Source organism: Streptomyces jeddahensis (assembly GCF_001642995.1).
GTDB classification, from domain to species: Bacteria; Actinomycetota; Actinomycetes; order Streptomycetales; family Streptomycetaceae; genus Streptomyces; species Streptomyces jeddahensis.
In genome coordinates, this window is record NZ_LOHS01000092.1 from 68,273 (window position 1) to 83,640 (window position 15,368).

Here is a 15,368-nt window from a genome sequence, read left to right on the forward strand (position 1 = left end):
TAGTCTCCCTATGCTTGCGCTCGGCGTACGGCGCTCGGCGTTCTACGCTTCCAGCGACGGCTTGACGACGTCGGCCAGCCACGGCTCCAGGACCTCGGAGACGAAGTCGGGAGCCTTCTCCTGCCAGAACTCCGTGACGGCCGCGTAGTACTTCTCCGCGCCCGCGGCGAAGTCCGCCTTGTCGACGGAGGAGGTGAAGCCCTTCGCCTGCTGGTTGTGGGTGTCGGTGAGCTTCTTCAGATCAGCGCGGATGTCGACCTTGCCCTTCTCGAAGGCCCAGTGCGAATGCATGTCCTCGACCGGGGTGTTGGGCGGGCCGGCGTCCTTCTCGGCGGGGATGTACGCGCCTTCGTCCGGCAGGGTGGACAGCCCCGCGGATATCTCCGCCGCCTTGACGATCTCCGGGCCCCAGGCCTCCGCCATGTCTCCCTTGATGCCCTCGATCTGCGTCATGCCGTTGATCGGGGTGGGGTCCGTGTAGACCTTCTGCAGGTTCTTCGTCTCGTTCCAGAGGGCCTGCTTGCGGATCACATAGCCCTTGCCGTACGTCAGGAAGTTCTGGAGGCTGACCGCCTTGTCCAGAGCCTCTTCGGACAGGTCGGGGGAGAAGGAGGTCACGCCCATGAACGGCGAGGACGCACCGTAGTAGCCCGTCTTGCCGACCGGGTGCGGCACGAAGCCGACGAGTTCGCCGATCGGCTTGTCCATGCGCTTGGCCATGTTCGGCAGGGTGTTGTCGGTGTCCGGGTCGCCGAAGAAGAAACCGATGTTGTTGCCGAAGAGCGCCGCCCGGCCCTGGGTGAAGGCCGCCGTCACCTCCCCGTCCATCAGGGTCGAGTCCGAGAAGGCCGACTTGTCCTTGTAGATCATGCCGCGGTACAGCTCGATGAACTCGGTCCACAGAGCGGCGTGCGTGGTGTAGTCGTACTTCCAGTGCCACTTCTGCGACGGGGCGGGGACCCTGGTCAGCAGCCCCCAGCCCTGAGCGACGAGCGGCCAGTTCATGCCCCACTTCTGGAAGGCCGCACCCTTCATACGGTCCGTGGTCAGCCCGGCGACCAGGGTGCGCAGATCGTCCCAGGTCCAGCCGAGTCCGGGCTCCTTCAGGCCCTTCTTGGCAACCAGGTCGCGACGGTAGTAGATGCCGTTGCCCGCGTTGAACGAGTCCGGCATGCAGTACAGCTTGCCGTTGACGGGCCAGCCCTCCCACTGGGGCTTGGCGAAGTCCGCGATCTTGTCGTCGAACTTGTACTTCTTGACCAGATCGGTGATGTCGGCGGCCAGGCCCTGCTGGAAGGCGACCTTGGTGGCACCACCGTTCCAGTTGCCGACGACCAGCCCCGGGAACATGGCCGGTCCCGAGCCGCCGCTGATGGCGGTCACCAGATGCTTCTGCTCCCAGATCTTGACGGTGATCTTCTTGAGGCGGACGCCGGGATTGTCGTCCTGCCAGGCTCCCAGGGCTTCGGAGAGCGCCTTCACGTTGGGGTCGGCCTTGGCCTGCTTGGCGGTCGGGACCGCGAACGGCCAGTCACCCCCGATGTTCAGCACGATGTCGCTGCCGGAGCCGCTGTCCTCGTCGTCATTCGCGAAGGAGGAGTAGATGGTCCCGCCGGCGATCGCGGCGCCGCCTGCCCCGGCGAGGCCCAGCAGCACCTTTCTTCTGGTGGTCATGCATGCTCCCTTGACGTGATGTAGGGGGTGGCCGGTACGAGGGCTTGCCAGGGCAGTCCGGGGCCGGAGCTCACGGCAACGCCGCGGTCGGTGCCGACATGGACGGCCTGGGTGGTGACGGCGAGGCAGTGCACGGTGCGCAGGGCCCGATGAGGTGGGGTGGGCGCCCATGTGGCACCGGCGTCGCGAGAGTGGTGCACGCCCTCGCCCTCGGTCGCGAGCACCAGCCCGCCGTGCATCGCCAGCAGTGCGGTGGCCCCTTCGGGGACGTCGCCGCTTCTGGTCCAGTGGGTGCCGCCGTCGCGGGAGCGGAGGAGGCAGCCGTCCTCCGTCACGGCCACCAGTCCTTTCCCGTCCGGGAGGTGTGTGAGGGCCGCGACGGGAGCACCGTCGCTTCCGGGGCACAGTTGCCAGGCCCGGCCGCCGGCGCGCGCCCGGTGCAGGCCCTTTGCCGTACCGGCCAGAACCGCCCCGTCGGCCGTCACGAACAGGCAGTTGACCTCGTGCGAGGCCAGACCGAACCCGGAACGCTGCCAGCTGCGGCCTCCGTCGCTGCTCCGCACCACCCCGTCGCCGAGGGTGCCCGCGAGCAGCGTCCTGTCCGGCAGGGCCGCGAACGTGGACACGGGTCCGATGGCGGCGGGTACGCGGGCCGGTTCTGGCGTGGCGGGGGTGCCTGAGGGATCAGGCAGTCGAGGCGCTGGGACGCCTGCGTGACTCCACCGAGCGATCGTGTCTGCACCGCCGATGAGCAGGCATCCGTCCTCGGTGAGGCACAACGCGGATACCGCGGACGTCCAGCCGGTCGCTGTGGACGTCCAGCCGGTCGCTACCGGAGCACCGTCGTGCGCGTCGCCTGCACCGTACGCGATGTCGTACGGGAGGAAGGCGAGGCCGCCCGTCCCGCCCACCCAGAGCCCGGTCGCCGCGGCGGCCAGCGCGAGAACCTCAGCCATGGCCCACCGCCAGCTGCGCCGAGACCAGGAGCCCCGCCGTCTCGCCCGCGGCCACCAGTGCCCCGGCCGCAACAGCGGTGGTGTCCTGGATGCCCGCGCGGCGCATGTCGGTGAGCTCGCCGGTGGTGGCGTCCACACCGTGGCCGGGGCCCGTGGCGATGGCGTCGAGCAAGGCGAGTTCGGGGGCGGGTACGCGGGCGTTGGCAAGGATGCGCAGAAACGGTGCCTTCAGTGCCGCTGCCACGGCGTTCAGGCCGGCTGCCTCGTCCCGGTCGTCCGGGGCGACGGCCTGTACTGCGGTCAGGCAGTCCACATAGGCCACGCCGCCGCCCGGCACCACGCCTTCGCGCAGCGCATCACGCAGCTGCCGTGCCGTACGCCGGGCCACCCGGGCACGGTCCTCCGCCTCCTGCTCGCTGCGGGCACCCACGGTGAGCGTGGCCGTACGGCCGGCCAGCCGGGCCTGCCGTCGCCACAGACGGTCCGCCGCCTCCCGCTCGACCGGCCCGCTCGCCAGCTCCCAGGCCCGCGAGCGCAGCGCGGCGGCCCGCTGCAGCACCGCCGACCGGTCGCCATGGCCGCCCACCACCGTCAGATCGCCGCGCCGCACCAGCACCCGGCGGACCCCGCCAAGGTGCGCGGCGCGGACCGACGCCGCAGGCAGGCCCAGGACGGGCGAGATCACCGAGGCGCCGGTGAGCAGGCCCAGGTCGGCGAAATCCTCGCTGTGGCGGGTGCGATCGGTGGTCAGAACAACCGCAAGCGCCCGCTCCCGATGGACGCTCAGCAGGGTGCGCGCTGCGCCCGTGATGTCCGGGGCGACCAGGAGCAGTGTCCGCCGTCCGGCCGCCTCCAGCAGCGGGCGTACCTCGTCGGCGCTGCTCAGCTCGTGCTCGACGAGAGCGATCAGCGGTTCGATCAGGGTGAGTTCGGTGGCACGGTGCGCGAGGACGGCGGCCTCGGCAGGGCGGGCCCGCCAGCGGTGACCGTCGATGTAGTGGCGCGCGGTCTCATCGCCGTTCGCCTCCCTCACCCAGATCGCTCCGTCGGGCCCCAGGACGTCCGTCAACTCACCGAGAACCGTGGCCAGTTCGGGATCGGCGGTGGCCGCCAAGGCCAGACCTGTGATGTCGCGCTCACCGGCGACCGGCTCGGACATCGCCTTGAGGGCATCGCAGGCCGCAGCCACACCCCGGCCGATGCCGTCGCGCACCCGCACCGGGTGGGCCCCGGCCGCCACCGCCCGCCGGGCGCAGCGCGCCAGCGCCTGGGCGAGCACAGCCGTGGTGGCGCAGCCGTCACCGTGCCGGGCATCCACCCGCAGCACCGTCTCGCGCAGCAGGGCCGCGCCCGTGTTGCGGCGGTGCCCCGGCACCTGCGTGATACGGCGGGCCAGGACGGCCGAGGACGACACGACTTCGGCACCGTCCTCACCCCACGCGCACAACACCGTTCCCGAGCCGGGGCCCAGGGTTTCGCCCAGGGTCCGCGCCAAGTGGTCGAAGCCCGAAAGAAGCTGACTGTTCGTGTGCAGGCTGTCAGTCACGGGTCAGAGCCCGTTCTGTCGCCGGATCGAAAAGCCGGGCATCGTTCGACACTGCGGACACACTGAGGGTCTCTCCGACCCTGAGCTGCCCCTCCTCACCGTCACGGAACACCACCGACAGCTCTGCCCCACCAGGTGTCCGCAGCCGCACCACGGTCTCACCGATCAGCGCCTCGACATCGGCGATCTCGCCCTTGAGGCCGTTGCCGGCGCTGATCCGGAACGATCCCGGCGGCAGTCCGACCACCACCTGGCCACCCGCCAGCCCGGCGAGCGAGCCCCGCCAGTGTTCCGGCAACTCCATGAGGGTGTCCTCGACCTCCACCGACAAGGCCGAGCCGTTGTCGCGTATCCGCCCCGGCAGCAGGTTCATGGGAGGCGAGCCGATGAACGAGGCCACGAACATGTTCGCCGGATTCTCGGCGAGTTCGGTCGCGGGCCCGATCTGCTGCACCTTCCCGCGGGCGACGACCGCGACCCGGTCGCCCATCGCGAACGCCTCTGTCTGGTCATGCGTGACGTAGACGGTGGGTTTCCCCTTGTCCCGGTGCATCGCGAGGATGTCCCGGCGCACCCGGTGGCGCATCTTGGGGTCGAGGTTCGACAGCGGCTCGTCGTACAGATAGGCATCCGCGTCCTTCACCATCGCCCGGCCCAGCGCCACCCGCTGCTGCTCGCCACCGGACAAGTCCGTGACAGGCGAGGCCAGATGAGGGGTCAGGCCCAGCCGCTCGGCGGCCTCCTCGACCCGGCGCCTGATCTCGTCCTCGCTCAGCCCTCCCTGCGCCTGAAGGCCGTATGCCATGTTCCCGAAGACATCCATCGACGGATACAGGCCGTACTCCTGGAACACCATGCCCAGGTTGCGCTCCCGCGGCGGAAGGGCCGTCACATCGCGGCCCGCCACCACCACCCGGCCCGCGTCCGGCTGCTCCAGACCACACACGATCCGCAAGGTCGTCGACTTGCCGCAGCCCGACGGGCCCAGCAGCACGAAGAACTCGCCTTCCTCGACCTGGAAGCCGAGCCCGTCGACGGCTGTGTGGTCACCCAGCCGCTTGACCAGATCACGCACCTCAAGACCAGGCATCCGAAACCTCCGTCGTACCGGAACGGTGAGCTCTGGAGCGGCAAGTTACGCAGCGCCCGCCCATACCGGGAAGAGGCATGGCAAAAGCGAAACTTTCGATCGCTGTCCGGGTGTCCGGGTGGCAGCGGTGCCCGTGCACGCGGATTGCCGGTACGCCGTCGGCCGGGCGCGCGGTCGCCCACAGGGGCAAGTGGCGACAAGTGGACTCGGTGCCCCTGGTGGGGCTGCAGCGCTGAACAGAGTTGCTCTCGCTCCTGGGGTCGTCAATCCCTCGCGCGTGATTTTCTGTGCGAATGTGTGCGAGTCTCAGCCGCACGGGTTTGGATTTGACGTTTTCCGGGCGCTGCCCCGTCCGGCGAAGCGCGTGGTATCCCGCCCCATAGACTGATCGGCGACCGATCGGGACGGGCGTACCGATCGGGGCGGGCAGGGCGAGGGGGTTGCGCACATGAGGGAGATACCGTCGGCGCGCCCGCGAGCCGGAGGGAAACGCCCGACGATCCACGAGGTCGCCCGACTTGCCGGGGTGTCACACCAGACGGTGTCCCGCTTTTTGCGCAACGACCCGACGATGCGGCCGGACACCGCCCGCAAGGTCGCCAAAGCCGTCGCTGAACTCGGCTACCGGCCCAACCTCGCGGCCAGAACGATGCGGACCCGCCGCTCGAACCGGATCGCCGTCATCATCCCCACCTCCGCGGAACGCTTTCCGCTGGGTGTCCTCAGCGGCGCCGCGGCGGCGGCACACGAGGCGGGTTACCTGCTCGACATCGTCGGCCTAGAAGGCGACGCCGCCGCCCGCGCCGCCCGGCTGGAGGCGCTGCTGCAGCTGGAGAGCACCGACGGCATCCTGTCCTTCACGACGCTGGGAGAGAGCACCGACGGTCCGGCACTGGCGGACTTCCCCGTGCCGATCGTCGTCGACGGGGTGTACGACGACCACCTGCGCTCGCTCGGTGCGTTCGCCGACGCGTCGGTGGCCGCCGACCTCCTGCGGCATCTGGCCGACCGCGGCCACCGCCGCTTCGTGCACGTCGCCGGGCACCCCGAGTGGGCATCGGCGCGGGCCCGGCGGGCGGTGTACGAGGCGACGATCGCCGACCTCCGTCTCGAGTCCTGTGCGGTCGTCGAGGGCGACTGGACCCCACACTCCGGCTGGGAGGCGGCCACCGAGGTCATCGCGGGCTCCGGGGCGACGGCCGTGTTCGCAGCCTCCGACCAGGTGGCGTTCGGCGTCATCCTGGGGCTGCAGAGCCTGGGCATCGACGTACCGCGCGACATCAGCGTCTTCGGCTGGGACGACGATCAGCTGGGTCGCTGCTTCCGGCCGACCCTCACCACCGTCGCGGTGGACCGCGAACGCCAGGGGCGCGAGGCCGTGCGCCGGCTGCTGGCCCTGCTGCGCGGCGAGCCCCCCATCCGGCCGCCGGAGGCGGCCGAGCTGAACCGCATCATCCTGCGCGACTCCACGGGCCCGGCTCCCAGGCGCATCGCCTGACGACGGTGTGCGCATCGCCTGACCACGGCGTACCGAACCGGCGTGACGCATCACCGTCCTGGACCGCGAACGGCTCGAAAACGCGTCGGGACGTGCGCCAGGCCCTGCGCGCCGACGGCGCCACGGCTCTCCTCGTCACCCACGACCAGGCCGAGGCCCTGTCGATCGCGGACGAGGTCGCCGTCATGCACGACGGCCGGATCGTGCAGAGCGGACCACCGGATGTCGTTTACAGCGCCCCTGCCGACCCCTGGGTGGCCGGCTTCGTCGGCGAAGCCGTGTGGCTGCCCGCCGAGATGACCGGCGACCGGGCCCGTACGCCGCTGGGCCCCGTGCCGGTCGTCACCACGGGCAGCCGTCCACCGGCCACCGCAGCGCGGGTACTGCTGCGGCCCGAGCAGATCGAGGTCGTCTCGCCCACCGCCCCGGCGGCGGTCACAGCGACCGTCGTACGCCGCGACTTCCAGGGGCACGACGCCCTGCTGGCGCTGCGGCTGACGGACGGGACCCCGGTGGTCGCCCGGATCTTCGACCCGGCCTCGGTCCCCCACGCCGTCGGCGGCGAAGTCGGCCTGCGCGTGCGCGGAACCGCCCGGGCCTTCCCCGCCTGACCGAGGGCCGGAGAAGTGGCGCGGGTGGCGCCCACGAGCCGACAACCCCGGACCCGGAGGCAACGCTCACGGCCGCACCGGGTGCAGCACCGCGGACCCACGAGCCGACAACCCCGGACGCCAACACAACACGCAATGCGAAAGAGCCCCCAGCGTCGCGGCCGCCTCCTGAGGCACCACTGGCCGAAGAAGGCCCTCCGCCCGCGGGGGCTCCGCCGCGACCGCGGCACCGCTGGAGGGCCAGGATCCCTTCGGCATGGGTTGGCAGCCATCGCCGCTGTGCTGGTGCTTGTCGGCGGTGGCATATGGGCGGGGGCCACGCTGCTCAATCGTCCGGACGACAAGACCCCGAAGACGGGCGCGGTCCGGCCGTACGGGGACGAGGTCGGGCTGACCCGCGATGGGGACTCCTGCGCCACGATGAGCAAGATGGTCGATGTCCAGTCCTTCGCGCTGATACCCAGCGAGGCCGGCTGGGACACCAGCGTGCGGAACACCGCCTGCATCATTTTCGGCAACACCGTCGGCCTCTACGGCCCGGTGGGCGACTACCGGAAGTCTGCAACCCACCACACGAGCTGCAGGGCCTGGGCTACGTGAAGGCGCCCGGAGACCGCAAGTTCGGATCTGCTCGCGATGCCCGAAGAGGGCCAGAAACTCCCGCCCGGATCAGCCGTACCCACGTCGGACCGTTGACTGAGTCGGCTCCGAATCGCGCCCCGCCGGTGCAGCTCACGATCGTGCCCGGTCACGCCGGATGGAGCCCCCACCTCACGTGTCGTGCGGGGGATGGAGCGGCGGTGGCGGTGGCGGCATGGTGGACAGGCCGGGGGCTGGCTCAGGCCAGACCAGCAGGGCGGGGCAGGGGGCGTGGTCGACGACGAAGCGGGTGGTGGGGCCGAGGCTGTGCGGGCCGAGGTGGGTGCGGTCGCCGTCGCGGGCCAGGATGAGAAGGTCGGCGCCCTCCGTCGCGGCGACGACCTCGCGTTCGACGCGGCCGGTGCGCTCGGAGCGGGTGCAGGGGCGGTTCAGGCGGTCGGCGGCGGCTTGAAGGAGCTGTTCGGCGGAGGTGGCGGCGAGGTGTTCCAGGCGGGTGCCGGGGTCGCGTTCGGGGTGGCCGCGGCCGAGCAGGCCGGCGAACGCGCCGTGCGCGGCGCCCGGGATGTCGGCCGGGGTGACATGCAGCAGGACGATCTCGGCGTCCGCCGGGGCGTGGGCGCGGGCGGCGTCCACACACGCGGGCCAGGTGCCCTCGACGATCCAGACGACCACGGCCATGGGGTCAGCCTCCTCCGATGACGGTCAGTGAGGCCCACAGTGCCAGCACCGCGGCACCCAGACTGGCGGGAACGGCGTACAGGCCGAGCCTGGTGAACTCCGACAGTTCCACCTCGGCGTCGTGAGCGTGCACGATGCGCCGCCACAGCAGGGTGGCCAGCGAGCCGGCGTAGGTGAGGTTGGGGCCGATGTTCACCCCGAGGAGTACGGCGAGGACGGCGCCGGGCCCGGAGGGAGCGGTCAGCGGCAGCAGCACCAGCACCGCGGGCAGATTGTTGATCACGTTGGCCAGGACGGCGGCCAGGGCGGCGATGCCGAGCAGGGCGGGCAGGCCGGTGCCATCGGGGATCAGATGTCCAAGCGCCGAGTCGAGCCCGTTGTCCACCACCGCGCGCACCACGATCCCCAGGGCCAGCACGAAGGCGAGGAACGGCACCGAGGCGGAGCGCCACAGCGCCTTCGGGGTGGTACGGCGCTGGACCAGGGCCCGCGTGGCGAGGGCCAGGGCGCCCGCCAGGGCCGCCCAGGCCGGATCGATCCCGACGGCCGATGTCACGACGAACCCGGCCAGCGTGCAGGCCACGGTCGCCAGGGCGAACAGCGGCAGTTCGGGCAGGTCGGAGGTGGGCGGGGCCTGCGCCCCGGCGTCCAGGTCGGTGGCGAAGAAGCGCCGGAAGACCGCGTACTCGACGGCGATCGCGGCCAGCCAGGGCAGGGCCATCAGCGCGGCGAACCGGGTGAAGCTCAGCCCGCTGGCCGCGAACGCCAGCAGGTTCGTCAGGTTGGACACCGGCAGCAGCAGGGAGGCCGTGTTCGACAGGTGGGTGCAGGCGTAGACGTGCGGCTTGGGGCGGGCGCCGAGCCGGGCGGCGGTGGCGAACACCACCGGGGTGAGCAACACGACCGTGGCGTCCAGACTGAGTACGGCCGTGATCGCCGACGCGGCCAGGAACACCTGGGCCAGCAGACGCCGTGGCCTGCCCGCCGCCGTGCGCGCCATCCAGGCTCCGCACGCATGGAACAGCCCCTCGTCGTCGCAGAGTTGGGCGAGCACCAGCACCGCCGCCAAGAAGCCGATCACCGGGCCCAGCCGTTCGGCCTCGGCCAGTGCGTCGTCCAGGGAGATGGCCCCGGTGACGATCGCCAGCGCGGCAGCCGGAACGGCGACCACCGCCTCCGGCCAGCCGAAGGGGCGGACGATCGCGCAGGCCAGCACCAGTACGAGCAGGGCCGCCGACAGTGTCTCTGCGAGCGGGGTGTTCAGGGTCGGTTCCTTCCGGGCAGCGGCGGACGAGCCGCCGGTGGATCACGCGAAAGGTACCTCGCTGACGTAAGACGTCTCATACGTCCCTGACCTGACCGGGGGGCGCGGTCATCGCGGATTACGGGTCACGGTGTTCCGTGCGGACTCGGTGCCGCCAGGCGTCGTCCAAGTCCGGCTCGATGCCGGCTTTCTGTGCACGCGGACTTGCCCATGCCTTGACGATCCCTTCCATGGGCGTTCAACCAGCCGTCTCTGCCTGGGTTGTTCGCCGTCCCTAGGGTCCTTGAGCGTTGCGAAAGAAGGGACTCATGGACACACTCCTCGCAGTCCGGGCTCGCGGGATCACCAAGTGTTTCGGCGATGTCGTCGCACTCGACGGCATCGATCTGGATGTGGCGCAGGGGCAGATCCACGGCTTGGTCGGACCGAACGGCGCCGGAAAGACGACCTTGCTCGGCCTGCTGCTGGGCCTGGCCGTCGCCGACAGCGGCCGCCTCGAGATCCTGGGTACGCCGGTCGGGCGGGCGCTCGCCGCTCCCGACGGTGTCGCGGGCTTCGTGGACGGGCCTGGTCTCTACCCCTCGCTCACCGCACGGCAGAACCTCGCCGCGCTGGCCGCTCTGCGCGGCCACGACGCGCAGGCGGCGGGGGTCGACGACGTGCTCGGCCAGGTCGGGCTCACCGAGGTCGCCGACGACCGGGCCCGCGGCTTCTCCCTCGGCATGCGTCAGCGGCTCGGGCTTGCCGCCGCCCTGCTCACCAAGCCCCGGCTGCTCGTGCTCGACGAGCCTTCCAACGGCCTCGACCCGGCCGGCAAGAAGCACGTGCACGGTGTCCTCACCCGGCTCGCCGCGGACGGAACCAGCGTGGTGCTCTCAAGCCACCGCATGGACGACCTCGAGGCTCTGTGCTCCGAGGTCACCATCATCGCCACCGGACGGGTCGTCTTCTCCGGCCCGCTGACCAAGCTGGCCGCGGAGAACCGCGAACTCGACTACCGGCTGCGCACCTCCGACCCGGGGGCCGCCCGCCGGCTGGCTGCCGGCACGGCCGGAATCCAGGTCGTCGACCACGCCGGGGCGCGGCACGACGCGGACGTGCTGGTCGTGCGCGCGCTGGTGCCCGCCTGCGACGAACTGGTGGTGCGGCTCGTCCACGCGGGCATCGCGGTGCGCGAGCTCACCCCCGTGGTGTCACCGCTCGAGGCCGCGTTCCTCGCCCTCACCGAGCAGCAGGAGACCGACAGATGACCGCGACCATCGCCGCCGGACCTGCCGTCGGCCCCGCCGCCGCTGCCCGCCGCGTCTCGGTGACGCGCGGCTACCGCTTCGAGCTCGTCAAGCTGGTCTCGCAGTGGCGGATCCGCTTGCTGGTCCTCGCCTGCTGGATCGCGCCGGCGCTCTTCGTCGCCGCGGTGAGCCGGCAGAGTACGCTCCCCGTCGATACCCTGTTCGGCCGCTGGATGCACGCCACGGGGTGGGCCGGCCCGCTGGTGATGCTGGGTTTCGCGGGCACCTGGGCGCTCCCGCTGCTGACATCCCTGGTCGCCGGTGACGTGTTCGCCTCCGAGGACCGGCTCGGCACCTGGCGCCATCTGCTCGTGGCGGTCCGGTCGCCTCGGCGGATCTTCGCGGCGAAAGCACTGGGCAGCCTCACCGTCATTCTGCTGCTGGTGGCCGGGCTGGTCTGTTCCAGCGCGGTCGGCGGGGTTGTGGCGGTCGGCGACCAGCCGCTGGTCGGCCTCGACGGCCACCTGCTGACGCCCGGTGACGCCGCCGGCAAGGTCCTTCTCGCCTGGGCCTGCGCCCTCGCCCCGACACTGGCCCTCGCCGGGATCGGCCTGCTCGGGTCCGTCCTGCTGGGGCGGTCCCCGATGGGACTGCTGTTGCCCGCGCTCGTCGCGCTCGGGATGCAGGTCGCCCAGATGATGCCGCTCCCCGTGGCCGTGCGCCTCGCCCTGCCCGGCTACGCCTTCATCTCCTGGAACGGTCTGTTCACCGGCCCGGCACAGCTCGGCCCACTCCTGATCGGCATCGTGGGCAGCCTGGTGTGGGCCGTGACCGCGACAGCGCTGGCGTACGTGCTCTTCCTGCGGCGCGACTTCACCGACCTGAGCTACGAGGGATCGGCGCGCCGCGCGGTCACCGCCGGAGTCCTGCCGCTCATCGGGCTGATGGCCGCGGGCGTCGCGGTCGTCGCCGCGGCGACCGGGGCCACGGGCTCCGGGATCGAGCAGGACAAGGTACAGCGTTCACTCGCCACGGAGTTCGCGCACCTCTACCGCATGCAGACCGAGCAGCTGAACCGCCCCGCCGTCACCGAAGCGCAGCTGAAGTCCACGGCGACGTGCACGAAGGGCAGCGTCAGGGTCGCCGCCGAAGGGCCGGGCAACGACTGGCGCTGCGTCGTCTCCTGGCATCTCCCCGGCGTCGAGGCCGCAGGGACGGCCATCTACCAGCTCGACGTCACCGCGGACGGACGGTTCGTCGCCGATGGCGACGGACCGAAGGAAGTGAACGGCTACTTCCTGGTGCGGACCCCGGCCGGGGACGCACCGAACCCGCTCTGGCAGTTCGACGGCAACGTCGAACTGCTCCCCACCCCGAAGGGATGACTCCATGCAGGTAACACGCCGCCGTAGGCGTGTCGAGAAGGGCCACTTCCGCCTTCTCGGCAGACGCTTCGGCCGCCGGATACCCCTGGTGACGGCAGGCACCACCGCTTTCGCCGTCGTCGCCGCCGGTGTCGCTTTCGCCCAGACGCACCAATTCGGCACCGACCAGGTCGGCCAGACGACAGATCAGGGCCAGGTCATCTCCAGCGACCAGTACATCGCCCCGTACGGCGACCGCCTCGTCGTCAACAACGGCAAGATCATGTCGTCGTCGGTCAGCCCGGACGGCACCCACCTCGCGGCCTCGGTCACCGACGGTGGGATGGCGCTGTCCATCGTCGACTTGAAGAACTGGAAGGTGCAGCAGCTCGTCGGCAACTCCGCGTCGGCGGACCTGCGTGTCAGCGGCAACTCCGTGGGCCAGGAAGGCCCCACGTACTCGCCCGACGGTACGCAGCTGTGGCTGGGCCAGACCGACGGCTACACCAAGTTCACCGTGAACCCGGACGGCAGCGTCGCCAACCCGACGTTCATCAGGATCCCGGCGGACGGGGCCAAGCACGCGCTGGTCGGCGAGGCGGTGTTCTCGCCCGACGGCTCCACCGTCTACTCCGCGGTCAACGGCCAGAACCGGGTGGTCACCATCGACGCGGCGACCGGGGCCATCCAGCAGAGCTGGGCCGTGGGCAACGCGCCGCGTGACATGGTCGAGGTCGGCGACAAGCTCTACGTCAGCAACGAGGGCGGGCGTCCGGCGAAGCCCGGCGACACCACCATCAACTCGTACGGCACCCAGGTGCCGGCCGACCCGGTGACCGCTGCCACCACCACCGGCACGGTCAGCGTCATCGACCTGGCGCACCCGGATGCGGCCGTGTCGAGCATCGACGTCGGCCTGCACCCGACCGCCCTGTACGCCAAGAAGGGCGCGCTGTTCGTCACCAACACCGCCACCAACGACGTCTCGGTCATCGACACCGCCAGCGACAAGGTCGTACAGACCATCGCCACCCAGCCGTGGCCGGAGGCGTCGGTGGGCTACGAGCCCGACGCGGTGACGCTCACCGACGACGGTCACCTGCTGGTGACGCTCGGCCGCGCCAACGCGGTCGCCGTCTACCGGTACACGAGCGCGCAGGAGCCGGTCAGCTACGTCGGCCTGCTCCCGACGGACTACTTCCCCGCGGAGATCGCCACCGTCGGCAACCAGGTCGTCGTCTCCAACACCCGTGGTATCGACGCCCGCCGCGCCACCAACAGCGCCGGGCACGGCACCCACGACACGACGTCGAGCCTGACGCACTTCACCCTGCCGGACGACAGCGTCATCAGGTCCGAGACGGCCAAGGTCTTCCAGCAGAACGGCTGGAACGGCGGCTCCGTCTCGCTGACCGAGGGCAAGACCGACGCGAAGCCGGTGCCCGTCCCGGAGCGGCTCGGCGACCCCTCGACGATCAAGCACGTCTTCCTGATCGTCAAGGAGAACCGGACCTACGACCAGGTCCTCGGTGACGTCCCGCGGGGCAACGGCGACCCGTCGCTGGCGGAGTTCGGCGAGAACGTGACGCCGAACCAGCACGCGCTGGCCGAGCAGTTCGGGCTGTACGACAACACGTACGACATCGGCACGAACTCCGCCGAGGGTCACAACTGGCTGATGCAGGCCGATGACCCGGAGTACACCGAGTCCTCGGCCGGCGAGTACGCGCGCAGCTACGACACCGAGGACGACGCTCTCGGCCACCAGCGGACCGGTTTCCTCTGGACCGGTGCGCAGGCGGCGGGGAAGTCCGTACGGGACTTCGGCGAGTTCCAGCAGTTCCTGACCAAGCCGTCGGGCGCGAGCTGGCAGAACCTTTACTGCGACGCCAGGAACATGGCGGCGACCGGGCAGGACACCGCCTACACCCTGGACTCCTCCTCGCCGATCCCGTCGCTCAACGACGTGTCGGTGCACGGCTTCCCGAAGTTCGACACCAGCGTCCCGGACATCTACCGGGAGGAGATCTGGAAGCGTGACTTCGAGAAGAACGGGCCGGCGAACCTGAACATGTTCTGGCTCTCCAGCGACCACACCGGTGGCCCGGCGAACGCCGCCGCTCAAGTCGCCGACAACGACCTCGCCACCGGCAGGATCGTCGACGAGATCTCGCACAGCAGGTACTGGAAGGACTCCGCGATCTTCGTCGTCGAGGACGACTCCCAGGCCGGCCTCGACCATGTCGACGGCCACCGTGCCCCGATCCAGATCATCAGCCCCTGGGCGCAGCACGGCACCGTCGACAGCCACTACTACTCGCAGATCACGGTGATCCGGACCATCGAGCAGATCCTCGGGATCCACCCGATGAACCAGAAGGACAGCGCGGCCAGCCCGATGCGTCGGGCGTTCACCCAGCACGCGGACTACACGCCGTTCAAGGCGCTGCCCAACCGGACCTCGCTGACCGCGGGTCTGAAGACCCCGCCTGCCTGCGGCGAGGACACCCCGGCGCCGCAGGACCCCAGTGCGGCTGCCGTGCCGTCGGCGAAGGTGCCGGCGGACAAGCAGGACATCGCGGCGACGTGGGAGACCTGGAAGTCGAAGCAGCGGCTGACCGGGCCGGGGGCCGTGCCCGACTTCGCGAACCCCGCGCAGATGAACCACTTCACGTGGTATCAGACGCATGGCTGGACGAAGCCGTACCCCGGCGAGGACAAGATCTTCGCGCCGGAGGACGTGCCGGGCGCCTACATCCCGTCGTCGGAGTCCGACGGCTGACGGAGGCGGATCGCATCAAGGGCCCCTGGTCGGCGTCACCGCCGGCCAGGGGCCCCGCTGAACCCAGCGCGTAGGC

The 15,368-nt window shown here is 70.8% G+C and carries 12 protein-coding genes; 6 read left to right on the top strand and 6 right to left on the bottom strand.

Annotation, left to right across the window (positions count from 1 at the left end; genetic code table 11):
* Positions 1-42 precede the first annotated feature (42 nt).
* Genes STSP_RS21380 through STSP_RS21395 form a run of 4 tightly spaced genes read right to left on the bottom strand, consistent with a single transcriptional unit; the run spans position 43 to position 5,266 of the window.
* Positions 43-1,674 (bottom strand): ABC transporter substrate-binding protein, encoded by a 1,632-nt coding sequence (locus STSP_RS21380; RefSeq protein ID WP_067280460.1) that lies wholly within the window; start codon positions 1,672-1,674, stop codon positions 43-45.
* Positions 1,671-2,630 (bottom strand): WD40/YVTN/BNR-like repeat-containing protein, encoded by a 960-nt coding sequence (locus STSP_RS39240; protein WP_067280463.1) that lies wholly within the window; start codon positions 2,628-2,630, stop codon positions 1,671-1,673. The genes STSP_RS21380 and STSP_RS39240 overlap by 4 nt, the downstream gene beginning before the upstream one ends.
* Positions 2,623-4,176, bottom strand: a complete 1,554-nt coding sequence (locus tag STSP_RS21390) for a TCP-1/cpn60 chaperonin family protein (protein ID WP_078067373.1) — start codon at positions 4,174-4,176, stop codon at positions 2,623-2,625. Before STSP_RS21390 ends, STSP_RS39240 begins: the two co-directional genes overlap by 8 nt.
* Complete coding sequence (locus STSP_RS21395) at positions 4,169-5,266, bottom strand: ABC transporter ATP-binding protein (protein ID WP_067280467.1); 1,098 nt, start codon at positions 5,264-5,266, stop codon at positions 4,169-4,171. The genes STSP_RS21390 and STSP_RS21395 overlap by 8 nt, the downstream gene beginning before the upstream one ends.
* 448 nt (positions 5,267-5,714) lie before the next feature.
* On the opposite strand from STSP_RS21395, the gene STSP_RS21400 reads away from it, so the two are divergent.
* The 3 genes from STSP_RS21400 (at position 5,715) to STSP_RS21410 (ending at position 7,975) form a co-directional block, all read left to right on the top strand.
* On the top strand, positions 5,715-6,764 hold the full coding sequence (locus tag STSP_RS21400; RefSeq protein ID WP_067280470.1) for a LacI family DNA-binding transcriptional regulator: 1,050 nt from the start codon (positions 5,715-5,717) through the stop codon (positions 6,762-6,764).
* A gap of 92 nt (positions 6,765-6,856) precedes the next feature.
* The gene (locus STSP_RS21405) at positions 6,857-7,375 is read left to right on the top strand and encodes a TOBE domain-containing protein (RefSeq protein ID WP_232789740.1); all 519 of its coding nucleotides are present in this window, start codon (positions 6,857-6,859) and stop codon (positions 7,373-7,375) included.
* A 261-nt stretch (positions 7,376-7,636) separates the two neighbouring features.
* Positions 7,637-7,975, top strand: coding sequence for a hypothetical protein (locus STSP_RS21410; RefSeq protein ID WP_157902878.1), 339 nt, complete (start codon positions 7,637-7,639; stop codon positions 7,973-7,975).
* A gap of 171 nt (positions 7,976-8,146) precedes the next feature.
* On the opposite strand, the gene STSP_RS21415 is transcribed toward STSP_RS21410, so the two are convergent.
* The gene (locus STSP_RS21415; RefSeq protein WP_067280476.1) at positions 8,147-8,653 is read right to left on the bottom strand and encodes a universal stress protein; all 507 of its coding nucleotides are present in this window, start codon (positions 8,651-8,653) and stop codon (positions 8,147-8,149) included.
* 4 nt (positions 8,654-8,657) lie between these two features.
* The gene (locus STSP_RS21420; RefSeq protein ID WP_067280479.1) at positions 8,658-9,917 is read right to left on the bottom strand and encodes an SLC13 family permease; all 1,260 of its coding nucleotides are present in this window, start codon (positions 9,915-9,917) and stop codon (positions 8,658-8,660) included.
* Positions 9,918-10,225: 308 nt separating this feature from the next.
* Here STSP_RS21420 and STSP_RS21425 point away from each other — a divergent pair, with 308 nt between their 5' ends.
* The 3 genes from STSP_RS21425 to STSP_RS21435 are packed head-to-tail and all read left to right on the top strand — an operon-like array spanning position 10,226 to position 15,292.
* Positions 10,226-11,167, top strand: a complete 942-nt coding sequence (locus STSP_RS21425; protein WP_067280481.1) for an ABC transporter ATP-binding protein — start codon at positions 10,226-10,228, stop codon at positions 11,165-11,167.
* Positions 11,164-12,531, top strand: a complete 1,368-nt coding sequence (locus tag STSP_RS21430; protein WP_067280484.1) for an ABC transporter permease — start codon at positions 11,164-11,166, stop codon at positions 12,529-12,531. The genes STSP_RS21425 and STSP_RS21430 overlap by 4 nt, the downstream gene beginning before the upstream one ends.
* Positions 12,532-12,535: 4 nt before the next feature.
* Entirely contained in the window at positions 12,536-15,292 is a 2,757-nt protein-coding gene (locus STSP_RS21435; protein ID WP_067280487.1) for a bifunctional YncE family protein/alkaline phosphatase family protein, read from the top strand.
* Positions 15,293-15,368 lie beyond the last annotated feature (76 nt).

Bases quoted from the DNA above. Each gene is read 5' to 3' on its own strand.
- STSP_RS21425 (WP_067280481.1), top strand. From the start codon at position 10,226: ATGGACACACTCCTCGCAGTCCGGGCTCGCGGGATCACCAAGTGTTTC.
- STSP_RS21400 (WP_067280470.1), top strand. From the start codon at position 5,715: ATGAGGGAGATACCGTCGGCGCGCCCGCGAGCCGGAGGGAAACGCCCG.
- STSP_RS21435 (WP_067280487.1), top strand. From the start codon at position 12,536: ATGCAGGTAACACGCCGCCGTAGGCGTGTCGAGAAGGGCCACTTCCGC.
- STSP_RS21380 (WP_067280460.1), bottom strand. From the start codon at position 1,674: ATGACCACCAGAAGAAAGGTGCTGCTGGGCCTCGCCGGGGCAGGCGGC.
- STSP_RS21415 (WP_067280476.1), bottom strand. From the start codon at position 8,653: ATGGCCGTGGTCGTCTGGATCGTCGAGGGCACCTGGCCCGCGTGTGTG.
- STSP_RS21395 (WP_067280467.1), bottom strand. From the start codon at position 5,266: ATGCCTGGTCTTGAGGTGCGTGATCTGGTCAAGCGGCTGGGTGACCAC.
- STSP_RS21430 (WP_067280484.1), top strand. From the start codon at position 11,164: ATGACCGCGACCATCGCCGCCGGACCTGCCGTCGGCCCCGCCGCCGCT.
- STSP_RS39240 (WP_067280463.1), bottom strand. From the start codon at position 2,630: ATGGCTGAGGTTCTCGCGCTGGCCGCCGCGGCGACCGGGCTCTGGGTG.